Genomic DNA, 21,466 nt, shown 5'->3' with positions numbered 1-21,466 from the left:
TCCCCTTTAATTTCCTTTTTTATTTATTTTTTGTAAAGCTAATGTCACCAAATTCACTGTGTGCCTTAATAGTAAAGCCTCCATTGTTAGTCGTATAATCTAATACATCACCTTTTTTAAAAGCATCTGAATCTCCAGCCTTATCCACAGTGATTGTTTGCTCCCAACGGTTAATATCACCCGTAAAAGCAGTTGTTGTGACACGACCGGTTTTGGCATCGTAGGTATAACTCTTTGGAAGTTCTTTCTTCACTGTCTCATCAAACTGTTTATAGTAGTCTTTTTCTGACAATGAATAACTATCAAAAACCTCCGAGAACTCCTCGCCGTACTGACCTTTCAATTCAGTAACTCTACTCTGGTAAGCCTGATAAAGACCTTTACGATTGTAAACAAAGCTCACTTTTAAGTGAGCCTTATTGTCAGTAATACTCATTGCTGTATTGATATCGGTGATAAGATCTTGACCTTGTGGTAAAGCATTACTAACTTTATTCTTAGTATTAGCAGTATCTTTCAGAGTGGCTAACATTTTCTCACTAAAGGTTGGGCTTGTCCAATCGCCCTCAATGCTTGCGGCTCGATAACGGTATCCCATCACGAGACAAACAATCAAAAGTATGGTGAGTATCGCTGCAATCACACCTGATACCATCCCCACAATATTCTTTGAGGTTACTGGCTCCTTTGATTCTTTTACTTGTTGACTAGGATTGAATTGAACACTCACCATCCTATCAGCATTAAACTCTTTAAACTTATTAGTCGCTCTATTTCCTGCTGCAGAAGCCACTGGTGGCCTCAATTCACGAGACTTGAGAGGATGTGCTGTTTCACCCAAACTAAGCCCTTCTTCTTTTGTCATAGGAATCTCCTTATCTCGCTGTAAGGTTATTATAACAATTCTTAAAGCGTTTTTCTATCTTATTCGGGAAAGTCCTTTATTTTTAATTTGGATAAACACTCTAATATAGAAGGTTTCTAGCAAAAAAAGTAGCCCTTATAGAGCTACTTTAGTCTATCGCTTATCCTTTATAATCAAAGGCAATTTCGATGATTTCTTTCAATTCTGAAATAAGTGGTTCTTTCGGATTAGCTGTTGTACATTGGTCTTCATAAGCATGTTCGGCCAAAGTATAGGCAGTGTCTTGAAGAAGTTTCTTAGTAACACCTTGCCCCTTCCAGTTCATGGCAATACCAACGGCAATACCCAATTCGTATACTTTTTGTGCCAAAACTTCAACTAATTCAGCATCTGATTGCTTGTCAGTACCCCATCCCATAAAACGAGCGATATCTGCGTAATCTTTGTCTGCACGGAAGTAGTCATATTTAGGGAACATAGCGTGTTTTTGAGGATCACGACCGTTGTAACGGATAACGTGAGGCATCAAAATCGCATTAGTACGTCCGTGTGGAATGTCAAACATAGGACCAACCTTATGAGCTAGTGAGTGGTTGATACCAAGGAAGGCATTGGCGAAGGCCATACCAGCCATTGTTGACGCATTATGCATTTTTTCACGTGATTCTTCATCACCAAAGCGGTAAGAATGTTCAAGATTTTCAAAAACAAGTTTAATTGCTTGGAGTGAAAGCCCACGTGTATAGTCACTAGCCATGACTGATACATAAGATTCAATGGCGTGAGTCAAAACGTCCATACCTGTATCTGCTGTAACGCTGGCAGGTACACTCATAACCAAAGCAGGGTCAACGATAGCAATGTCCGGAGTCAAAGCATAATCTGCCAATGGGTACTTGATATGAGTTTCACTATCAGTGATAACCGCAAATGACGTTACTTCTGAACCTGTCCCTGAAGTTGTTGGGATACAGATGAATTGTGTCTTCTGAGCGTAAGGAATCTTGTAAGTACGTTTACGGATATCCAAGAATTTTTGTTTAGCACCGAAGAAGCTTACATCTGGGTGTTCAAAGAACATCCACATAGCCTTAGCAGCGTCCATTGCAGAACCACCACCAAGAGCGATGATTACATCTGGTTGGAAATCTACAAAGCGTTCCAGACCTTTATAAACGGTATTAGTAGATGGGTTTGGCTCAACATCTGAGAAAACATCTACTGCCGGTCTGTGGCGGTTAAGTTCCAATTGGCGTTTAACCAAGTCTGCATAACCAAACTGAACCATACCAGGGTCACAAACCAACATCACGCGCTCAGCTTCAATGTGACGCAAGTAAGTTATTGAATCTTTTTCGAAGAAGATTTTTGGTGGGACGCGAAACCATTGCATGTTATTGCGACGCTTTGACAATGTTTTGACATTCAAGAGATCAAATGAGCTAACATTGTGTGACACTGAGTTATGACCGTGTGAACCACAACCAAGAGTCAATGATGGAATCATGTTATTGTAGATATTACCGATACCACCTTCAGCTGATGGGCTATTAACCAAGACACGGCAGGCTTTCATGCGGATACCATATTGGAGTTGGAGCTCTTCATTTTCAGTGTGGATAACAGCAGTGTGTCCAAGACCACCCAAATTGAGCATGCCTTCTGCTTTTTTGAATCCATCTTCAACACCATCAGATTTGATAAGAGCAAGTACTGGAGACAATTTTTCCAAGGCAAGTGGGTGTTCCATTGTTGCATCTGGAATTTCTGCCAAAAGCATTTTTGTACCTGCAGGAACTTTAAGGCCAGCTTTTTCAGCAATTTCAATAGCTGAGTGACCTACAATGGCACCATTTACAGCTGTACGCGCTTCATTAAGAACGACTTTTTCCAATTTAGCAATGTCAGCTTTTTTAGAAATGATGACACATTGATGTGCTTCAAATTCAGCCTTAACTTCGTCATAAATAGCTGCATCAACGATAGCTGCTTGTTCAGATGCACAAATCATACCATTATCAAAAGTTTTTGAAACGATGATATCGTTGACCGCACGTTTAACTTTAGCATCAGCAGCGATATAAGATGGGACGTTTCCGGCTCCTACACCAAGCGCTGGTTTACCAGTTGAATAAGCAGCCTTAACCATTCCAGGTCCACCAGTCGCAAGTACTGTGGCAATCTTAGGATGGTTCATCAAAAGACCAGTTGCTTCGATAGATGGCTCTTCAATCCACTGGATGCAGTCCTTAGGTGCACCTGCTTCAATAGCTGCATCACGAACAATACGAGCAGCCTCTGCAGATGATTTCTGAGCTGATGGGTGGAAGGCAAAGATGATAGAGTTACGTGTCTTAAGAGCAATGAGGGCTTTGAAAATGGTTGTTGAAGTTGGGTTAGTTGTTGGTGTAACCCCACAGATAACACCAACCGGCTCAGCGATAGAAACCAAACCTTGTTCTTTATCTTCAGCAATAACGCCTACAGTTTTGTCATATTTAATACTATTCCAAATGTATTCAGAAGCATACATGTTCTTGATGGCTTTATCTTCGTAAATACCGCGCCCTGTTTCATCAACGGCCAATTTAGCCAAATACATGTGTTTATCTAGAGCAGCAATCGCAGCTTGGTGAACAATATGGTCCACTTGCTCCTGCGTAAAGTTAGCCATAGCATCAAGGGCTTCAACCCCTTTTGTTGCCAATTCATCTATTACTGTTTGAACATCTTTAGTTTGTTTAGTCATATGAAACTCCTTTGAATACTTGTTAAAAACTTCACAAGCTTTAACACAAGTATATTATAGCGTTTTCTAGTCGCTATGTAAACCCTTACAACGATAAAAATAAAGAAATCCGTCCATTTTTGGACAGATTTCATCATTATTACCAAATAATCACGCGATCTTCTGGGGCACGCCACATGCCGTCTCCTTCTTTGACATCAAAGGTTTCAAAGAATTCGTCAAAGTTTGGCAATTGGACATTGGTACGGAGTTTTCCTGGTGCGTGGACATCAACACTTGCAAGAAGTTGCATATATTCTGTCCGAGCTTTCATGCGCCAGATGCGAGCAAAGTTGGTGAAGAATTCTTCTGCTGAGAAGTCTGCTTCTTTCTTGGCGGCTTCAAGGGCTGCAGCGATGCCTCCTAGGTCTGCCACGTTTTCAGAAACGGTCAATTTCCCGTTAATCTTGGCACCGTAAGAGTCTTGCCCTTCAAACTGATCGATGACCTTTTGAGTCCGAGCGGTAAAGGCTTCGTAATCTTCTGGCTTCCACCAGTCTTTCAAGCTACCGTGCTCGTCAAAGGAAGCACCATTGGTGTCAAAGGCGTGGGAGATTTCATGGGCAATGACCGCACCGATTCCGCCGTAGTTGGCTGATGACGATTGATGAAGGTCATAGAAAGGTGCTTGCAAAATCGCTGCTGGGAAGACGATTTGGTTTTGTTGCGGATCATAGTAGGCATTGACCATATTTGCTGGCATGTGCCACTCGCTCCGATCAACTGGTTGGTTCCACTTACTCCAGCTATGAGCAATTGAAATTTCGTAGAGGGCTTGAGCATTTTCCACCAAGGTCTTGCTCTCGTCGATGATCTTCTTGGCGTATGTTTCTGGTAATTTTTCAGGGTAGCCGATATGCGGTGTGATGACATTGAGCTTGACAATAGCTTTTTCGCGAGTTTCAGAAGCGAGCCAGTCTGCTTTTTCCAGACGATCCTTGTAGACCTCAATCATGGTCGCTACTTTATGCTCTACGTCTGCTTTCGCTTCTGGTGAGAATTTTTCACCCGCATACCAGAGTCCAAGCGCTTGGCTATATGGTACTTCTGCTAATGACAAGGCCGCCTTTTCTTTTGGACGAGGTTCTGGAATACCTGCAATCGTACGACTATATTCACCAGCCAAGACACGGATTTCTTCGGTCAAGAATAAAGTCCAATCTACGGCTGCACCGAGTTTCAATCTTGCATGAATCGTTTCCCAGTTGGCTGCTGAGTAGAATGTTGGTGCGAATTCCTTCCAGAAACGCTCTTCTGGCACGATGATTTTATCTGGTGTTTGTCCGATCACTTCTGTAAAGAAGGTATCGAGAGGCAATTCTGGAACCAAGGCCTTGAAATCATCCCACTCATAAGGATGGTAGAGTTTGTTGTACTCGGATCTTTCTTCATTTGACAAGATATATTTGGCCAATTCTGCATCTGACGCAATGACTTTATCTAGGATATCCTTGATTTCTTCCTCTGAAAAATCAAATTTTGGTAAGAGTTTTTCCATCATTTGGCGCCAGATAGCCAGTAATTCTGGGCCTTTTTCATTGCCTTCTTCATAGTAGGTCGTATCTGGCAAAATATGAGCCGGTGCTTCTCCCCACAAGACATTCATTTGGGCATTCATATAGTCTGGTGACACGTTAAATGGCATGAGATTTGGTTTACCAGCTAGTTCATAGGTGCCCAGCTTGCTGGTATAGTCTTCAAAAGAAGACAAGGCCTTGATTTCATTGATCAAGGGCATGGCTGGTGCTACACCAGCTGCTTCCCGAGCATCAAAATCTGCCACCATCTTATGGTATTTGACAAAGTTTTGCAGAATGCTGTCTTCAGGCAACTCTTCTCCTCGTTGCCATTTCCCAGTGATATCCAACATCAAGTTTTCGATATCTCGATCCAAGTCCATAAAGCCACCAGTCGAAGGTTTATCATCTGGAATGACTGCTGTCTCAGCCCATTTCCCATTGACGTATTCATAAAAATCATCTTGTAAGCGTGTCATTACACTTCCTCCATCAACATTAAAAGTGCTTTCATTATAACAAAATTCCCCAGCAAAAGCATTTACTGAGGAAAGTTTGGCTTATTTTACTAAGATTGCTAGGGTTTGATAAGGTTTAAGACTTACCTTTTCAGCAAGCTCTGCATCATCATAGTTTGACAAGAGCACGCGCCCTGCTTGGTATTCTGCTGGAATCGCCACTTCAACTTCACTTCCGTAGAAATTATTGAGTACCAAGAGTTTTTGATCGTCTAAGTAGCGTTCAAAGGCGTAGACTTGTTGATTATCCTCAAATGCTGGCTGATAGCTTCCTTCTGAAATGATAGGCATTTCTTTGCGCAAGCGAATCAATTCTTTATAGAATTTAAAGATTGGTCCATCGATTTCATTTTCAACGTTGATGTCTTTATAAGATTTACCGACTTTCAACCATGGAGTGCCTGTTGAAAAACCTGCATTCTCAGAAGCATCCCATTGCATTGGCGTACGAGAATTATCACGTGATTTGGCTTGAATGATCTTGAAGGCCTGCTCAGGAGACTCGCCTTGGTCCAAGAGCATTTGGTAGGCATTGATGGACTCGACATCCACGTAATCTGCCATAGAATCATAATCTGGATCAATCATCCCGATTTCTTCGCCCATGTAGATATAAGGTGTTCCACGTGATAGGTGAATGCTAGCTGCTAGCATGGTCGCTCCTTCATTACGGAAGTTCTTAATATCCACAAAGCGATTCAAGGCACGAGGTTGGTCATGGTTATTCCAGAAAAGGGCACTCCAACCACCTCGTTCACTCATTTCCTTACCCCAGGTATGATAGAGACGTTTGAGCTCTTCAAAATCAAAGGGAGTAATAGTCCATTTTTGTCCATCTTCATAATCTACTTTAAGATGATGGAAGTTAAAGGCCATAGACAACTCGTGACGCTCCGGTGCTGAATAAAGAACACAGTTGTCAATTGTTGTCGATGACATCTCTCCAACTGTCATAAAGCTACCATCAGAACCAAAGGTCGCTTCATTCATCATACGAAGATAGTCATGGACAATTGGTTTATCCGTATAAGCTGGTTTCCCTTCATTTTCAGGGCAATCTACCAAGACTTCATCTTTCCCAATCAAATTGATCACATCGAAACGGAAGCCTTTGACTCCCTTGTCCCGCCAGAAGTTGACCACCTTGAACAACTCCTTACGGACATTGGGATTGCGCCAATTAAGGTCCGCCTGTGTTTCATCAAAGAGGTGAAGATAGTATTTCCCTGTATCTCCAAAAGGAGCCCAGGCAGAACCACCAAATTTAGACAACCAATCGGTTGGTTGGTCCTGAATAAAGAAGAAATCTTGATAATACTGGTCTCCAGCCAAAGCTTTTTGGAACCACTCATGCTCCGTTGAGCAATGGTTGAGCACCATATCTAGCATGAAATCAATCTTGTGCTCTTTTCCGACACGGACCATTTCTTCAAAATCAGTCATGTCTCCAAAGACAGGGTTAACGGCTGTATAGTCTGAAATATCGTAACCATTGTCACGTTGTGGGCTCGGATAGAAAGGATTGAGCCAAACCATATCCACGCCTAACTCTGATAGATAAGGAATTTTTTCAATGATGCCTCTGAAATCACCGATTCCATTTCCTGTAGTGTCCTTATATGATTTTGGATAAATTTGGTATATAACCTTTGTTTTATCTAATGCCATGTAATTTTCCTCTTTTGTTCTTTATATGAAGAGATGGAACCGTAACGTCTCCCCCCCTCAGCTTATTTTGTTCAATGAGCAATCATGAGAGCATCACCACGTTTGATATCACGTGGAAGATCCCCTTCAACATCTGCTTGGAAATCATCTTGATTTGTAATGATAACTAGAGTCTCAGTGACCAAACCAGCCTTTTTAATAACATCCATATCAAAACTAATCAATTGTTGACCAACAACAACTTTATCACCTTGTTCAACATGAGCCACAAAACCTTTTCCGTCAAGGCTAACGGTATCCATACCAATGTGCATTAGCATTTCAACACCTTCTTCAGAAACGATGCCTACGGCGTGCTTAGTTGGGAAGAATACTGTCACTGTACCATTTACTGGTGAAACCAATTCGCCTTGACTTGGTTCGATGACTACCCCCTGTCCCATGACACCTGATGAGAAAACTGGGTCTGTGGCTTGGCTAAGTGGTTTAACTTGACCAGCAAGTGGGCTAACAACCTCTGCTGATTCAGCAAGAACAGTTGGAGTCGCAGTATGTGATGCAAATTCAGCCTCTTCTTGAGCTGCAAATTCTTCCTTAAGTTCTGTATCATCTTCTGTCTTAGTAAAGAGACCCGCCTTGCGGAAGAAGAAAGTTAGGACCATAGGTACAATGATAGCAACAAGCATGATTGCTGCAAATGGAATCATATATTTAGGTTGAATTGATAGGATACCAGGCAAACCACCAATACCGATAGAGGCCGCTGTAACGTTAAAGGTTACTGATAGAAGACCTGCGATAGATGAACCAATCATACCCGCAACAAATGGGTAAATATATTTGACGTTAACCCCGAAGAGGGCTGGTTCTGTAACACCAAGATAAGCTGAAATAGTAGCTGGAAGTGAAATTTGAGCCTCACGTTCATCATGACGATGCATAATATAGTAAGCAAAAACAGCTGAACCTTGAGCAATATTTGATAGAGCAATCATAGGCCAAAGAGCTGTTCCACCAGCATCTGCAATTAACTGAGTATCGATAGCATTGGTCATGTGGTGAAGACCAGTAATAACGAACGGCGCATAAAGTGCACCAAAAACAGCACCGAAAAGCCATTTTACAGGACCTGTCAAACCAGCAAGAACCACTGTTGAGAGGGCTTGGCCAATAGTCCAACCAATAGGACCTAAAACAGTATGAGCCAAAATAAGGGCTGGAATCAATGACAAGAACGGTACAAAAATCATTGATACTACTTCTGGTACATGTTTACGCCAGAAAATTTCAAGATAAGAAAGTGATAAACCAGCAAGAAGGGCTGGAATAACTTGCGCTTGATAACCTATACGATTAACAGTAAAGAATCCAAAATCCCAAACCCAATTCTTAGCAATTTCAGACGCTGGTGTCGATGCTACTGAATAAGCGTTAAGCAATTGTGGTGACACCAGACAGATCCCCAAAACAATTCCAAGAATTTGGCTAGTTCCCATTTTACGAGAAACAGACCAAGTAATACCTACAGGCAAGAAACCAAAGATAGCACCACTGATAACCGAAACAATTTCGTTAACACCTTCCCAGAATTTTGAGACTTCAACAATTGTTTTACCACCTAGTTTGTCGATTATGCCAAGCGTCGTCATTGAAAGAAAGGGCTCAGCTAACAGAAAAAGTATCGGACAAGAATGTCCGATACTTTTTAGTTTTTACGAATAGGATCTGCTAGATACTCCGCACGAGCGCCACCAATTAACTTAGGACGACTCGCCAAAGCAGTCACATGGGCACCGCCTAATTCTGGAATAATCGGACGAAGAGGAACTTGGATCCTCTTCACATGCATACCAATAGAGGTATCCCCAATATCAATACCAGCCTGAGCGACAATTTCCTCCACCTCAACAGGATCCTTCATATAGTCGAAAGCAGCCAGCTGACCACTTCCCCCAGCGTGCAAGGTAGGAAGAACATTAACAATTTCCAAATCTTTAGCCATGGCAAGCTCACGCTCGACAACCAAAGCACGATTCAAATGTTCACAGCCCTGAACAGCCAAATAAATCCCTTTAGGTTCCAAAACCTCAAGAATAGTTTTCACAATTCGTTGACCAATTTCGCGGCTAGAGGCTTTGCCGATAGTCCCACCAGCAACCTCACTGGAAGACAGGCCCAAGACAAAGATAGCTCCTCTCCCAATAGCTGAACGTTCAACAATATCTTCTACAAGCACACGTGTCTTCTCTTCTAAATCTAGCAACATCACAACAGCCCTCCTTTAGACAACAGCTGTATTCAGGATTCGCACAATAAGATAGTACAGAATCACAAAAAAGACAAGGAAAAATGCCCCTAATAATAATAACTGCCTACGACGTTTCTTACTTAGGTCCCAGGAGAAACCAAATCCCATCAAAAAAGGACCAACACTATAACTTAGCATAAACCATAAATCTACACGTGTTATATGCCAAAAAGAAGAAATAAAGGCCGCCAAACCTATTAAGGATAAGATCCAAGAATAGTCCCAACGATCTGGTTTAGCAAAAGCCAAGCCTATTAAGAAGCAGCCCAAGGCAGGCATGATAATAAATGATAGGGTCATAAAATAAAACATGCCATTATTATAGCATGTTTTACAGTTTCATGTTAGTGGCGGTTAATAACACCATAAGCAATAGTGAATGCAATAGCAGCAATACCTACAACGATTGCCATGACAGCCCAAAAAATAGTCATCGCACGGCGTCCCTTACGATTGTTAAAAGGAAGTCCCCAACCAATCATGATAACACCTAGCAATCCAAGCCAGATTTTATAAGTGATAACAATCGCCGAATCAAAATAGGCAAAAGCAACCAAACCTAAACCTAGCAAAGAAATCAAATAAGACCACTTACCCTTCAAAAATGAAGGCAAGGCCCAACCAAATAACACTAAACCTAGTAGAGCAAGAGCTCCACCACCAAAAAATACAGGTACAATATAATTATCAAACATATTCATATTATAGCATATCTTAAAAAGTTAGGAAATAGAATCTATCAACCAAAGCCATATCCACTCTTTAAAATTGTTTACCCTCAATCACAGATTACTTGGCAGATACTAACTATTTATTTGGGTACAAAAAAACAAGACCCAGAAAGGACCTTGTCTTAATAAGCTAATTAAGCTTTGTTTGCGCTACTTCTATAATCAAAACGAACTGAAATTTAGAAATCGGGGGCAAATCTGTGGCAAAACATAAGAAAAAGGCTTGTCCACATTGGACAAACCCTTTATTTTCAAGCTTATATAGTCTAATTAAGCTTTGTTTGCTCCCAATCACAGATTGATTCGCAGACACTAACTATTTATTGGGTACAAAAAAACAAGATCCAGAAAAGACCTTGTTCTTTTTTTCAATTAAGCTTTGTTTGCTGAACCGAATACGTCGATACGTTCTTCAACAGCTTCTGTGATAGCTTCGAAACCTGGTTTCAAGAATTTACGTGGGTCGAAGAGTTTCTTCTTGTCGTATTCTGCTTCATTTGCTTCGTATTCAGCAACAAATTTACGTGTTGCGTTAGCAAATGCGATTTGACATTCAGTGTTAACGTTAACTTTAGCAACACCAAGTTTGATAGCTTCTTGGATTTGATCGTCAGGAATACCTGATCCACCGTGCAATACGATTGGGAAGTTAGGAACAGCTTCTGTCAATTTTTGCAAGTGGTCAAGGTGAAGTCCGCTCCAGTTTTCTGGGTAAGGACCGTGGATGTTACCGATACCTGCTGCAAGGAAGTCGATACCAGTTGCAACCATAGCTTTAGCATCTTCGATTGGTGCCAATTCACCATCACCGATGATACCATCTTCTTCACCACCGATTGTACCAACTTCAGCTTCAACTGATACACCGTTAGCGTGTGCAAATTCAACAACTTTAGCTGCTTTTTCAAGGTTTTCTTCAACTGGAAGGTGTGAACCGTCAAACATAACTGAAGTGTAACCTACACGGATACATTCCAAAGCGTCATTGTAGTGACCGTGGTCAAGGTGAATAGCAACTGGTACAGTGATACCCATTGATTCAACCAATTCTTCGATAAGGACTTTACACAATTTGTAACCACCCATGTACTTAGCTGCACCCATAGAAGTTTGGATAAGTACTGGAGCTTGTTTAGCTTCTGCTGCACGCAAGATAGCTTGAGTCCACTCAAGGTTGTTTGTGTTAAATCCACCAACTGCGTAACCATTATCACGAGCTGCTTGGACAAATTTTTCTGCTGAAACGATTGCCATTATAAAGGCCTCCTATATTTTTTTGGGTTTGAACCCGTTTACAAGTTTATTCTATCACAATTAGACTCAAAAAACTAGCTTTTCTACAATTTGTAAGCGTTTTGATTTTTTAATACAAAAAAACCAGTCATCTGACTGGTTACTCTGCGGAAAGAGGGACTTGAACCCTCACGACCTAAAGCGGTCACAGGATCCTTAGTCCTGCGCGTCTGCCAATTCCGCCATTTCCGCTAACAACATTAGTTATTATATCAAGATTGACAACTCGTGTCAATACTTTTTTTGAAAGTTTTTATAACTTTCTCTTGTCTCTTTCGAAACAACTACTATATAATACCATTTATTGTTTACTGACGTCAATACTTTTTTGCCTTTTTTTAAATTTTTTAGCAAAAGTTATCTATTATATCTTTTATCAAAGGTTAAGCTAAACTCTTATTCAGTTTATCTAATTTCTCTCTAAGGGGAGCTAAGTAGACTTCTTCTCCAAAACCACGCGATTTTAAGCCATCCTCAGCACAAGCCAATAACGATTCTGTCAAAGGTAAAATCATTTTGAGGTCCGTAGCAGAAATATCCTTTTTCGAAAATAAACGACGAATTTTAGGAAAATCATAGTCAAATGCTTCAAAAAAAGATGCGTCATTCAAAATATTTTCTAGATTTTCCAAATTGACTAAAAGACCAAGGTGAAAAGCTGCTGGTGCAAAGGTTGATGAGAAAGGTTGAGTACAAACACTGCGAAACTCAATCGTCCCTCGCGTCGTTAAATCTTGGAATTGATAAGAACGGTGAGTCTTAAAATCTTCCTCACTTGGCTCAATAGTGACTACTTTGCCATGAATAGAGTGTGCTTTGACAGATGACGTACTTAGATAGTCTTTAGCACGTATTGGTTCAAAATAGTAGGTTTCGTCACCACGCTTAGCAGTAAAAATGGCTGTCTCAGACAAGTAAGAAAAATAGTCATCTTCACTCTTAAATACCTTGGGAAATACTCCTGCATTTTCCTCAAACACACCATGCATGGAATTCTCCCAGAAAACATCACGGGAAAGCGCTAAATCCCAATCAGAACCCCAAAACTCAGAGTTTGCCAATAATACTGCCTTGGGTCCCTCTATTTGATTAAAAGCATTTAAGACTCTTAAATAGGACGTTTTTGAAACATCTAACTGTACCTGACTCCCACAGATGAAAGAACCATATTCTGGATAATCATGAAAGAAAGGATTGTTCTTTGCTTTAGATAGCTCGAGAAAATCCATAAGCATTTCATAACGAGGAGATTTAACAGGTCTGTTGTCATTTTTTGCCCAGTTTGGATTCACTCCCCAACCTTGCAACTCATGATTATGATTCTGAAGATAGGGTTGGATTATACTGAGGTAAGTATCCAGACGTTCCTCAACCTCAGAAATTCTCTCAGCCTTTGCAAAAGCAAACTCGATTGTATTGTACGAAACTTCAAAAAGAATCATGTCTCCAGAAGCTTTATCGATAAGCTGAATAGGATTATTATCAGAATCATACTTATCAGCTTGAAAATCAAAATTATCCAAAAGATAGACTAGTAACTGTTTTGTAAGAGAGACATCTGTAGCATTACCACTCAAATTAACAACTGGGTATTCCAACTCAATCCCCACAAATAATTCGGGTTGCTCCTTAATTGGCTCATAGTACCTTTGCTTAAGCAATTCCTTGGCTGTTGTCAAAATAATGCCCCCCTTTTTAAAATAAGCTTATTCCATTATATCAAAATATTCAGACGATTTATAGACAAAAAAACGCCTGCTTACGAAAAATAACCGTATTACCTTTCGTAAACAAGCGTTACATGCTTATTTATTCCCATTTTTATGATGAGTGTTCCCGCTAGGCGTATGCCCAGCGGTAGACCAGAGCTAGACTAAGAAAAGCTAAGCTATTCCATCATCATAACACTCAACAAAATTGATAAAAATTAAACAAGTTCGATGATTGCCATTGGGGCAGCATCGCCACGACGTGGTTCTGTTTTAAGGATACGAGTGTATCCACCGTTACGTTCAGCATAACGAGGTGCGATTTCTGAGAAAAGTTTTTGAAGAGCAGTTGTTGATGTATATTTATCAGTTGCTTCATCATAGCTTTCAGATGCAATTTCGTTACGTACAAATGCAGCTGCTTGACGACGTGCGTGCAAATCACCACGTTTACCAAGAGTGATCATTTTTTCAACTGTTTTACGGATTTCTTTAGCACGTGCTTCAGTTGTAACGATTGCTTCGTTAATGATAAGATCTGTAGTCAAATCACGAAGAACCGCTTTACGTTGTGAGCTTGTGCGTCCAAGTTTACGGTAAGCCATGTTATCCTCCTATGTTATTATTTATCGTTTTTGAGTCCAAGTCCAAGATCAGCCAACTTAACTTTGACTTCTTCAAGAGATTTACGACCTAGGTTACGGACTTTCATCATTTCAGGCTCAGTTTTTTCTGTCAAATCATGAACGGTATTAATACCGGCACGTTTCAAACAGTTATATGAGCGTACAGACAAATCAAGTTCTTCGATGGTACGGTCAAGCACCTTTTCATCGTTCACTTTTTCAGTTTCTTTCATTACATCAGTAGCTTTAGCAACATCAGTAAGGTCAGTAAACAAATTCAAGTGTTCAATCAAAACGCGAGCCGAGAGACCGAGGGCATCTTCAGGGATGATTGTTCCGTTTGTCATGATTTCGATTGTCAATTTATCAAAACCATCATTGCTACCTACACGGGCAGGTTCAACTTGATAATTGACTTTTTTCACTGGTGTGTAGATTGAATCTACAGCCAATGTTCCCACTGGTGCATCATCTTTCTTGTTTTCATCTGCTGGAACATAACCACGGTTTGTAGCTACTGTCATAGTCGCTTTCAAAGAAGCGCCGTCAGCGATAGTGAAAAGATAATGATCAGGGTTAACAATTTCAATGTCGCTATCAGTCAAGATGTCTCCAGCAGTAACTTCAGCTGGACCTTGGACATCAAGTTCAATTGTCTTTTCGTCTTCGACGTAAGATTTTACAGCAAGTCCTTTAATATTAAGGATGATTTGCATCACGTCTTCACGGACGCCTGGTACGGTATCAAATTCGTGGAGTACTCCATCAATCTTAATTGATGTTACGGCAGCACCTGGAAGTGATGACAAAAGTACACGACGAAGAGAGTTACCCAAAGTTGTACCATAACCACGTTCTAGTGGTTCGATGACAAATTTGCCGTAATCTTTATTTTCATCAATTTTTGTTATTATTGGTTTTTCAAACTCAATCATTTATTATACTCCCTCGAAACGAACCTTGTGTACTATTGTTATTAAAGATTACACACGACGACGTTTTGGAGGACGACAACCATTATGTGGTACAGGTGTTACATCACGGATTGCTGTTACTTCAAGACCTGCAGCAGCAAGAGCACGGATAGCAGACTCACGACCTGAACCAGGACCTTTAACAGTTACTTCAACTGTTTTAAGACCATGTTCTTGTGCAGATTTAGCAGCAGCTTCTGAAGCCATTTGTGCAGCAAATGGTGTAGATTTACGAGAACCTTTGAAACCAAGAGCACCAGCTGATGACCATGCTACAGCGTTACCATGCACATCTGTAATCATAACAATAGTGTTATTGAAAGTAGCGTGAATGTGAGCAATACCAGATTCGATATTCTTTTTCACACGACGTTTACGTGTTGGTTTAGCCAATGTTTTTACCTCCTATTTTATTTTAATTATTTTTTCTTACCTGCAATCGCAACAGCTTTACCTTTACGAGTGCGGGCATTGTTTTTAGTGTTTTGTCCACGGACAGGAAGTCCACGACGGTGACGGATACCACGGTATGAACCGATTTCCATCAAACGTTTGATGTTAAGGTTAACTTCACGACGAAGGTCACCTTCAACTTTGATTGCATCCACTTCGCGACGGATAGCGTCTTCTTGATCAATTGTCAAATCTTTAACGCGGATGTCTTCAGAAACGCCTGCAGCAGCCAAGATTTTCTTAGATGTTGCAAGTCCGATACCGTATACGTAAGTAAGTGAAATTACTACACGTTTATCGTTTGGAATGTCAACTCCAGCAATACGAGCCATGATTTCTCCTTTCTATATTATCCTTGACGTTGTTTGTGTTTTGGATTTGTTGGACAAATTACCATAACACGACCGTTACGACGAATAACTTTACAGTATTCGCAAATTGGTTTAACCGATGGTCTTACCTTCATGTTTTAATCCCTCCAATTATTTCGATTATTTAAAGCGGTATGTGATGCGTCCACGTGTCAAATCATAAGGACTCATTTCAACAGTCACACGGTCACCGACCAAAATACGAATGTAGTTTTTACGGATTTTACCAGAAACTGTCGCCAAAATTTGGTGTCCATTTTCCAATTCAACAGTAAACATAGCATTAGGCATAGTTTCTACAACTTTACCTTCAATTTCAATCACGTCTTCTTTTGCCACGCAAAAGTACCCCCTAAAATTTCGATTTGATTTCCTCTGAGCACAGAGGTAACAATTATAAGTCAGACTAAAGTATTATAACATGCTTAAGTCTGATACGCAAGTAAGATTATATAATTATTTAATTGCTGCAATCGCTTTTTTAACATCAGCGAATACATCGTCGATATCTTGATTACCTTGAATATCTGATACAAGACCAAGCTCACGGTAATGTGCAATAATTGGCTCACCTTGAGCAATGTTTACGTCAAGACGACGTTTAACAGTTTCAGGCTTGTCATCTTCACGTTGGTAATAGTCTTCTTCCTTGTAGTCAGCTGGTGGGTTGAATACTTTATGGTAAGTTTCACCTGTTTCGCGGTGAATAATACGACCACTCAAGCGTTCAAGAAGGCAAGATGGATCCACTTCGATATTGATTACTCCCTCAAGCTTCAAACCAAGATCAACCAAGATTTGATCCAAGGCATGAGCTTGTTCGATCGTGCGAGGAAAACCATCCAAAAGGAATCCTTTTTCCTTAATGTCGTCTTGAGCTAAACGCTCTTTAACGATTCCGTTTGTTACTTCATCTGGTACCAATTCACCTTTATCGATGAATGATTTTGCCAAAGTTCCCATTTCTGTTTGGTTAGCCATAGCAGCACGGAACATATCACCAGTTGAGATGTGAGCTACACCAAATTCCTCAACAATTTTTGCAGCTTGAGTCCCTTTACCAGCACCTGGTAGACCCATAATTAAAAGATTCATCTTACGAACTCCTTATTTTTGTTTTCAAATAACTCTATCAAGGTTTTAACACATTGGTAGAGTTATCAAAAAACAAAAGAGAAGGGACAGAAAGTAACCTTTCTTTCCCTCTCAATTGTTCATGAGAAGATTTAGTCTTCAAGATTCATAAATCCAACGTACTGACGTTTCAATAGGTAACCTTCGAGTTGTTTCATACCTTCGATACCAGTTGAAATCAAGATCAAGAGAGATGTACCACCAAGCGCGATCGAGCTTGTAAGGTGCATAAACTGTTGAGCCGCAATTGGAGCCAATGAAATAAACGCGAGAAATACAGCCCCGATTGTTGCCAATCTCTTAAGCAATGAAGACATGTACTTTTCAGTCTCACGACCTGGACGAACACTAGGAATGTAAGATCCATTCTTTTGAAGATTTTCAGCAGTTTTTTCAGGATTTACTTGGACAAATGTGTAGAAGAATGAGAATAAGATAATCAATATCGCGTAAGTAATCATTCCACTAGGTGTATTATACGAGAGTAGTCCTTGTAAGTGTGATAACCATGTAACCTTCGAGAAGAATGGAAGAATAGTACTAGGAATTGTTGTAATCGAGCTAGCAAAGATAACGGGAATAACACCAGCTGGATTTACTTTCAATGGAAGGTAAGAACTCGTTGGAGCCCCCTGAACCAATTTAGTATATTGAATTGGAATTTGATATTCTGCCTGTTGAACAAATGTCGTAAAGAAGACAATCGCCAAACCTACCACAATTAACAAAGCAACTATGATATATGAACGAGTCAATTCTCCTGAACGAACATTGACAAAGAAATCCTCGTAAATCGTTGAGAACATTTTTGGAATAGAAGCAATGATCCCTGAAAAGATAATCATTGACACACCATTACCAAAACCTTTATCTGTGATTTGTTCACCAAGCCATGTCACAATTATGCTACCAGCAGTTAGAATTGTCCCAATCAATAGGTAGGTTGAAACATTTGGTGTTTTAACCAATGAAATTGATGAGAGAGTATTAAAACTTGCTGTAATACCAATCGATTGAACAAAGGCTAAAACAAGAGTAATATAGCGAGTCGCTTGGTTCAATTTACGACGACCAACTTCCCCTTGTTTGCCCCACTCCACAAATTTCGGATAGATATCCATCTGCAAAAGTTGGACGATGATTGATGCTGTAATGTAAGGACTAACCCCCATCGAGAAGATTGAGAAGTTATTCATGGCATTACCAGACACCAAGTTAAGCATGTTCAAGAAAGGTAAATCACTTAATTGTTTCAAACTTTCCGCATTGATACCAGGAACTGTTACATGAGTCCCTACACGAAAAACGAAAATAATGAAGATTGTAAATAAAATCTTATTACGAACGTTTTTGACTTTCAATGCGTCTTTTAATAGTTTAAAGAACATAATGAGTTACCCCTCATTAGATGACTTCGATTGAACCACCTTTAGCAGTGATAGCTGCTTCAGCAGATTTTGAGAATTTAGCTGCTTTAACAGTCAATTTCTTAGTCAATTCGCCGTTACCAAGAACTTTAACGCCTGATTTTTCAGCACGAACGATTCCAGCTTCTTTAAGAACTGCTGGAGTTACTTCTGTACCATCTTCAAAGACGTTCAATTGATCAAGGTTTACAAGTGCATATTCTTTAGCGTTGATGTTAGTGAATCCGCGTTTTGGAAGACGACGGAACAATGGAGTTTGTCCACCTTCAAATCCTGGACGTACGCCACCACCGCTACGAGCTTTTTGACCTTTTTGACCACGGCCTGAAGTTTTACCGTTACCAGATGAAGTACCACGACCTACACGGTTGCGGACTTTACGAGAACCTTCAGCAGGTTTCAATTCATGAAGTTTCATTATTTTTTTCTCCTCTTTTTGTAAAATGCTAGCGCCTCTAACCAAGTAAGGTAGCTTGATTAGAAACTCGCCTATACATGAAGTTCAGTTTAAGTCGCAAGGTAACCCTCACGACTTAAATCAATTTTTATTTAACGTCTTCTACAGTTACCAAGTGAGATACTGCGTTGACCATACCACGGATAGCAGCGTTGTCTTCTTTAACAACTGAGCTATTCAATTTACCAAGTCCAAGAGCAACAACTGTTTTACGTTGTTCTGGTTTGCGTCCGATTGGAGACTTAGTCAAAGTAATTTTAATTTGAGCCATTGTTATCTCCTTTCTTATGCCAAGTCAGATACTGAGATGCCACGAAGAGCCGCAACTTCTTCAGCACGTTTAAGTTGTTTCAATCCTTCAACAGTCGCACGAACGATGTTGATTGGAGTGTTTGAACCGAGTGATTTAGATGTTACATCAGCAACACCAGCCAATTCGATGACGGCACGAACTGCACCACCAGCGGCAACCCCAGCCCCTTCAACAGCTGGTTTCAACAATACTTTCGCTCCACCAAATTCTGAACGAACTTCGTGAGGAATAGTTGTACCAACCATAGGAACTTCGATAAGGTTTTTCTTAGCTGCTTCAACTGCTTTACGGATAGCTTCTGGAACCTCTTGAGATTTACCAGTACCAAATCCTACGCGACCATTACGGTCACCAACAACAACAAGAGCAGCAAAACGCATGTTGCGTCCACCTTTTACAACTTTAGTAACACGGTTGATAGCAACTACGCGTTCTTCAAGTTCTACTGCATTATCTTTAAATGCCATTATTAAGTGTCCTCCCTATTAGAATTTCAATCCGTTTTCACGAGCTGAGTCAGCCAAAGCTTTAACACGTCCGTGATAGAGATATCCACCGCGGTCAAACACCACTTCAGAAATACCTTTAGCTACTGCGCGTTCAGCAACAAGTTTACCGACAACAACGGCTTGTTCTGTTTTAGTTCCTTTAGAAACTTCTTTATCAAGAGTTGATGCACTTGCGAGCGTTACACCCGCTACGTCATCAATAACTTGAGCGTAGATGCCTGTATTAGAACGGAAAATGTTCAAACGTGGGCGATCAGCAGTTCCAGAGAGTTTTCCGCGAACGCGACGGTGGCGTTTTTGGCGGAGTTTGTTTTTATCTGGTTTCGAAATCACAATTTTCACCTCTTAATTATAATGCTAGCTCATGAGAGCTTTTGGTAAAGAGACAATCCACAAAGAATTGCCATAAGGATAAAATCCTATTATTTACCAGTTTTACCTTCTTTACGACGTACGTATTCACCAACGTAACGGATACCTTTACCTTTGTAAGGTTCTGGTGAACGAAGGCTACGGATGTAAGCTGCTGTTTGACCAACAACTTCTTTGTTAATACCACTTACAACGATTGAAGTTGCAGATGGTACTTCAAAAGTAATACCCTCTGGAGCTTCAACCTCGTCTTGGTGAGATTTACCAACTGAAAGAACAAGTTTTGTTCCTTGGAGTTGCGCACGATATCCGACACCGCGCATTTCAAGTTCTTTTTTGAAACCTTCAGAAACACCAACAACCATGTTGTTCAAGTTTGCACGTGAAGTACCGTGGATTGTTTTGTTTTCTTTTGAGTCGTTTGGACGGTGAAGTGTAACTTCATTGCCTTCAACTTTGATTTCAATGTTTTTGTTAAACTCACGAGTGAGTTCGCCTTTAGGTCCTTTAACAGTAACAACGTTATCGTTGTTTGTTACTTCAACACCAGCAGGCAAAGTAATAACTTTATTACCAATACGTGACATAGTATTTAATTCTCCTGTTAGATTATCAAGCCACAAAGTGACTAGTTTTCACGGGGATGAGTTTCATAGAATATAATCAACGAAACTCGCACAAATCATTTGAGATAAGTGCTTAGTATCAGCTTCTTACCAAACGTAAGCGATAACTTCTCCACCAACGTTCTTTTGACGAGCTTCTTTATCAGTCAAAAGACCTTCTGAAGTAGAGATGATCGCGATTCCAAGTCCGTTAAGAACTTTAGGAACATCTTCACGTTTAGAGTAAACACGAAGACCTGGTTTAGAAATACGTTTCAAGTTAGTGATAACACGTTCACCGTTTTGTCCGTATTTCAAGAATACGCGGATGATACCTTGTTTGTCATCTTCGATAACTTCAACATTTTTTACGAAACCTTCACGTTTAAGGATTTCAGCGATACCTTTTTTAATGTTTGATGCAGGTACTTCAAGTACTTCGTGTTTAGCTTGGTTAGCGTTACGAATACGTGTCAAGAAATCTGCAATTGGGTCAGTCATAACCATTTTATATTTTCTCCTCTTACTAGTAGTTTGAATAATTCACTTGCTAGTTAATGATTGAGCTAGGCTCAGATTGTGTTAAATACATTCAAATTAGGTGAAACTAACTTAAATGTACCATGTTTTTACCAAGAAGCTTTGGTAACACCTGGAATTTGACCTTTGTAAGCCAATTCACGGAAGCAAACACGGCAAAGTTTAAATTTGCGATAAACTGAGTGTGGACGTCCACAACGTTCGCAACGAGTGTAAGCTTGCGTAGAGAACTTCGCAGGGCGTTTGTTCTTAGCAATCATTGATTTTTTAGCCAATTTATTTACCTCC

23 protein-coding genes, 1 tRNA gene and 2 pseudogenes are annotated in these 21,466 nt (G+C 40.3%); all 26 read right to left on the bottom strand.

The window, feature by feature from the left end; all coding sequences use genetic code 11:
* Window positions 1-19: 19 nt before the first annotated feature.
* On the bottom strand, window positions 20-865 hold the full coding sequence (locus H7T93_RS03920) for a hypothetical protein (protein WP_110980819.1): 846 nt from the start codon (window positions 863-865) through the stop codon (window positions 20-22).
* Between the two features lie 160 nt (window positions 866-1,025).
* Window positions 1,026-3,638 (bottom strand): annotated as a pseudogene (gene adhE, locus H7T93_RS03915) (bifunctional acetaldehyde-CoA/alcohol dehydrogenase); the annotation flags it as partial.
* Between the two features lie 115 nt (window positions 3,639-3,753).
* On the bottom strand, window positions 3,754-5,649 hold the full coding sequence (locus H7T93_RS03910) for a M13 family metallopeptidase (protein ID WP_201041626.1): 1,896 nt from the start codon (window positions 5,647-5,649) through the stop codon (window positions 3,754-3,756).
* A gap of 81 nt (window positions 5,650-5,730) precedes the next feature.
* A complete protein-coding gene (treC, locus tag H7T93_RS03905; RefSeq protein WP_175057824.1) occupies window positions 5,731-7,356 on the bottom strand; it encodes an alpha,alpha-phosphotrehalase in 1,626 nt (541 codons plus the stop codon).
* A gap of 71 nt (window positions 7,357-7,427) precedes the next feature.
* Window positions 7,428-8,978, bottom strand: a pseudogene (locus H7T93_RS03900) (glucose PTS transporter subunit IIA); the annotation flags it as partial.
* Window positions 8,979-9,061: 83 nt separating this feature from the next.
* The gene (locus tag H7T93_RS03895) at window positions 9,062-9,622 is read right to left on the bottom strand and encodes a TIGR01440 family protein (RefSeq protein ID WP_048790852.1); all 561 of its coding nucleotides are present in this window, start codon (window positions 9,620-9,622) and stop codon (window positions 9,062-9,064) included.
* A 15-nt stretch (window positions 9,623-9,637) separates the two neighbouring features.
* Entirely contained in the window at window positions 9,638-9,976 is a 339-nt protein-coding gene (locus H7T93_RS03890; protein ID WP_080978435.1) for a hypothetical protein, read from the bottom strand.
* Between the two features lie 32 nt (window positions 9,977-10,008).
* Complete coding sequence (locus H7T93_RS03885; protein ID WP_201041625.1) at window positions 10,009-10,365, bottom strand: hypothetical protein; 357 nt, start codon at window positions 10,363-10,365, stop codon at window positions 10,009-10,011.
* A 402-nt stretch (window positions 10,366-10,767) separates the two neighbouring features.
* A complete protein-coding gene (locus tag H7T93_RS03880; protein ID WP_002885816.1) occupies window positions 10,768-11,649 on the bottom strand; it encodes a class II fructose-bisphosphate aldolase in 882 nt (293 codons plus the stop codon).
* Between the two features lie 145 nt (window positions 11,650-11,794).
* Window positions 11,795-11,880: transfer RNA gene (locus H7T93_RS03875), tRNA-Leu, on the bottom strand.
* A 191-nt stretch (window positions 11,881-12,071) separates the two neighbouring features.
* Window positions 12,072-13,367: a gamma-glutamylcysteine synthetase gene (locus H7T93_RS03870; RefSeq protein WP_195968946.1), complete on the bottom strand. Its 1,296-nt coding sequence runs from the start codon at window positions 13,365-13,367 to the stop codon at window positions 12,072-12,074.
* A 248-nt stretch (window positions 13,368-13,615) separates the two neighbouring features.
* On the bottom strand, window positions 13,616-14,002 hold the full coding sequence (rplQ, locus tag H7T93_RS03865; RefSeq protein ID WP_002885709.1) for a 50S ribosomal protein L17: 387 nt from the start codon (window positions 14,000-14,002) through the stop codon (window positions 13,616-13,618).
* A gap of 17 nt (window positions 14,003-14,019) precedes the next feature.
* Window positions 14,020-14,958 carry a DNA-directed RNA polymerase subunit alpha gene (locus H7T93_RS03860; protein WP_002885793.1) on the bottom strand — a complete coding sequence of 313 codons (939 nt, stop codon included), beginning with the start codon at window positions 14,956-14,958 and terminating at the stop codon, window positions 14,020-14,022.
* A gap of 48 nt (window positions 14,959-15,006) precedes the next feature.
* Window positions 15,007-15,390: a 30S ribosomal protein S11 gene (rpsK, locus tag H7T93_RS03855; RefSeq protein WP_002885718.1), complete on the bottom strand. Its 384-nt coding sequence runs from the start codon at window positions 15,388-15,390 to the stop codon at window positions 15,007-15,009.
* A gap of 26 nt (window positions 15,391-15,416) precedes the next feature.
* A complete protein-coding gene (gene rpsM / locus H7T93_RS03850) occupies window positions 15,417-15,782 on the bottom strand; it encodes a 30S ribosomal protein S13 (protein ID WP_073949446.1) in 366 nt (121 codons plus the stop codon).
* Between the two features lie 17 nt (window positions 15,783-15,799).
* Complete coding sequence (gene rpmJ / locus H7T93_RS03845) at window positions 15,800-15,916, bottom strand: 50S ribosomal protein L36 (protein ID WP_000868345.1); 117 nt, start codon at window positions 15,914-15,916, stop codon at window positions 15,800-15,802.
* 25 nt (window positions 15,917-15,941) lie between these two features.
* Window positions 15,942-16,160 carry a translation initiation factor IF-1 gene (gene infA / locus H7T93_RS09970; RefSeq protein ID WP_001040189.1) on the bottom strand — a complete coding sequence of 73 codons (219 nt, stop codon included), beginning with the start codon at window positions 16,158-16,160 and terminating at the stop codon, window positions 15,942-15,944.
* A 117-nt stretch (window positions 16,161-16,277) separates the two neighbouring features.
* A complete protein-coding gene (locus H7T93_RS03835; protein WP_073949444.1) occupies window positions 16,278-16,916 on the bottom strand; it encodes an adenylate kinase in 639 nt (212 codons plus the stop codon).
* Between the two features lie 131 nt (window positions 16,917-17,047).
* On the bottom strand, window positions 17,048-18,343 hold the full coding sequence (gene secY / locus H7T93_RS03830; RefSeq protein ID WP_002892081.1) for a preprotein translocase subunit SecY: 1,296 nt from the start codon (window positions 18,341-18,343) through the stop codon (window positions 17,048-17,050).
* A gap of 16 nt (window positions 18,344-18,359) precedes the next feature.
* The gene (gene rplO, locus H7T93_RS03825) at window positions 18,360-18,800 is read right to left on the bottom strand and encodes a 50S ribosomal protein L15 (protein ID WP_002885849.1); all 441 of its coding nucleotides are present in this window, start codon (window positions 18,798-18,800) and stop codon (window positions 18,360-18,362) included.
* Between the two features lie 127 nt (window positions 18,801-18,927).
* On the bottom strand, window positions 18,928-19,110 hold the full coding sequence (gene rpmD, locus H7T93_RS03820) for a 50S ribosomal protein L30 (protein WP_002885773.1): 183 nt from the start codon (window positions 19,108-19,110) through the stop codon (window positions 18,928-18,930).
* A gap of 14 nt (window positions 19,111-19,124) precedes the next feature.
* Window positions 19,125-19,619: a 30S ribosomal protein S5 gene (gene rpsE / locus H7T93_RS03815; RefSeq protein ID WP_002885626.1), complete on the bottom strand. Its 495-nt coding sequence runs from the start codon at window positions 19,617-19,619 to the stop codon at window positions 19,125-19,127.
* A gap of 18 nt (window positions 19,620-19,637) precedes the next feature.
* Entirely contained in the window at window positions 19,638-19,994 is a 357-nt protein-coding gene (gene rplR, locus H7T93_RS03810; RefSeq protein WP_002885810.1) for a 50S ribosomal protein L18, read from the bottom strand.
* Window positions 19,995-20,083: 89 nt separating this feature from the next.
* A complete protein-coding gene (rplF, locus tag H7T93_RS03805) occupies window positions 20,084-20,620 on the bottom strand; it encodes a 50S ribosomal protein L6 (protein ID WP_002887056.1) in 537 nt (178 codons plus the stop codon).
* Between the two features lie 126 nt (window positions 20,621-20,746).
* The gene (gene rpsH / locus H7T93_RS03800; protein WP_002885642.1) at window positions 20,747-21,145 is read right to left on the bottom strand and encodes a 30S ribosomal protein S8; all 399 of its coding nucleotides are present in this window, start codon (window positions 21,143-21,145) and stop codon (window positions 20,747-20,749) included.
* A 122-nt stretch (window positions 21,146-21,267) separates the two neighbouring features.
* The gene (locus H7T93_RS03795; RefSeq protein WP_001085699.1) at window positions 21,268-21,453 is read right to left on the bottom strand and encodes a type Z 30S ribosomal protein S14; all 186 of its coding nucleotides are present in this window, start codon (window positions 21,451-21,453) and stop codon (window positions 21,268-21,270) included.
* Window positions 21,454-21,466: the final 13 nt, after the last annotated feature.

It is taken from the genome of Streptococcus sp. 9.1, assembly GCF_016648815.1.
Lineage (GTDB): Bacteria > Bacillota > Bacilli > Lactobacillales > Streptococcaceae > Streptococcus > Streptococcus salivarius_E.
Note: the sequence above shows the minus strand (reverse complement) of the source record. Positions and strands in the feature narration are given on the sequence as shown.

What these genes read in the sequence shown, in the direction of transcription:
- H7T93_RS03920 (WP_110980819.1), bottom strand. Translation starts at nt 865, where the DNA reads ATGACAAAAGAAGAAGGGCTTAGTTTGGGTGAAACAGCACATCCTCTC.
- H7T93_RS03910 (WP_201041626.1), bottom strand. Translation starts at nt 5,649, where the DNA reads ATGACACGCTTACAAGATGATTTTTATGAATACGTCAATGGGAAATGG.
- treC (WP_175057824.1), bottom strand. Translation starts at nt 7,356, where the DNA reads ATGGCATTAGATAAAACAAAGGTTATATACCAAATTTATCCAAAATCA.
- H7T93_RS03895 (WP_048790852.1), bottom strand. Translation starts at nt 9,622, where the DNA reads ATGTTGCTAGATTTAGAAGAGAAGACACGTGTGCTTGTAGAAGATATT.
- H7T93_RS03890 (WP_080978435.1), bottom strand. Translation starts at nt 9,976, where the DNA reads ATGTTTTATTTTATGACCCTATCATTTATTATCATGCCTGCCTTGGGC.
- H7T93_RS03885 (WP_201041625.1), bottom strand. Translation starts at nt 10,365, where the DNA reads ATGAATATGTTTGATAATTATATTGTACCTGTATTTTTTGGTGGTGGA.
- H7T93_RS03880 (WP_002885816.1), bottom strand. Translation starts at nt 11,649, where the DNA reads ATGGCAATCGTTTCAGCAGAAAAATTTGTCCAAGCAGCTCGTGATAAT.
- rplQ (WP_002885709.1), bottom strand. Translation starts at nt 14,002, where the DNA reads ATGGCTTACCGTAAACTTGGACGCACAAGCTCACAACGTAAAGCGGTT.
- H7T93_RS03860 (WP_002885793.1), bottom strand. Translation starts at nt 14,958, where the DNA reads ATGATTGAGTTTGAAAAACCAATAATAACAAAAATTGATGAAAATAAA.
- rpsM (WP_073949446.1), bottom strand. Translation starts at nt 15,782, where the DNA reads ATGGCTCGTATTGCTGGAGTTGACATTCCAAACGATAAACGTGTAGTA.
- rpmJ (WP_000868345.1), bottom strand. Translation starts at nt 15,916, where the DNA reads ATGAAGGTAAGACCATCGGTTAAACCAATTTGCGAATACTGTAAAGTT.
- H7T93_RS03835 (WP_073949444.1), bottom strand. Translation starts at nt 16,916, where the DNA reads ATGAATCTTTTAATTATGGGTCTACCAGGTGCTGGTAAAGGGACTCAA.
- secY (WP_002892081.1), bottom strand. Translation starts at nt 18,343, where the DNA reads ATGTTCTTTAAACTATTAAAAGACGCATTGAAAGTCAAAAACGTTCGT.
- rplO (WP_002885849.1), bottom strand. Translation starts at nt 18,800, where the DNA reads ATGAAACTTCATGAATTGAAACCTGCTGAAGGTTCTCGTAAAGTCCGC.
- rpmD (WP_002885773.1), bottom strand. Translation starts at nt 19,110, where the DNA reads ATGGCTCAAATTAAAATTACTTTGACTAAGTCTCCAATCGGACGCAAA.
- rpsE (WP_002885626.1), bottom strand. Translation starts at nt 19,619, where the DNA reads ATGGCATTTAAAGATAATGCAGTAGAACTTGAAGAACGCGTAGTTGCT.
- rplF (WP_002887056.1), bottom strand. Translation starts at nt 20,620, where the DNA reads ATGTCACGTATTGGTAATAAAGTTATTACTTTGCCTGCTGGTGTTGAA.
- rpsH (WP_002885642.1), bottom strand. Translation starts at nt 21,145, where the DNA reads ATGGTTATGACTGACCCAATTGCAGATTTCTTGACACGTATTCGTAAC.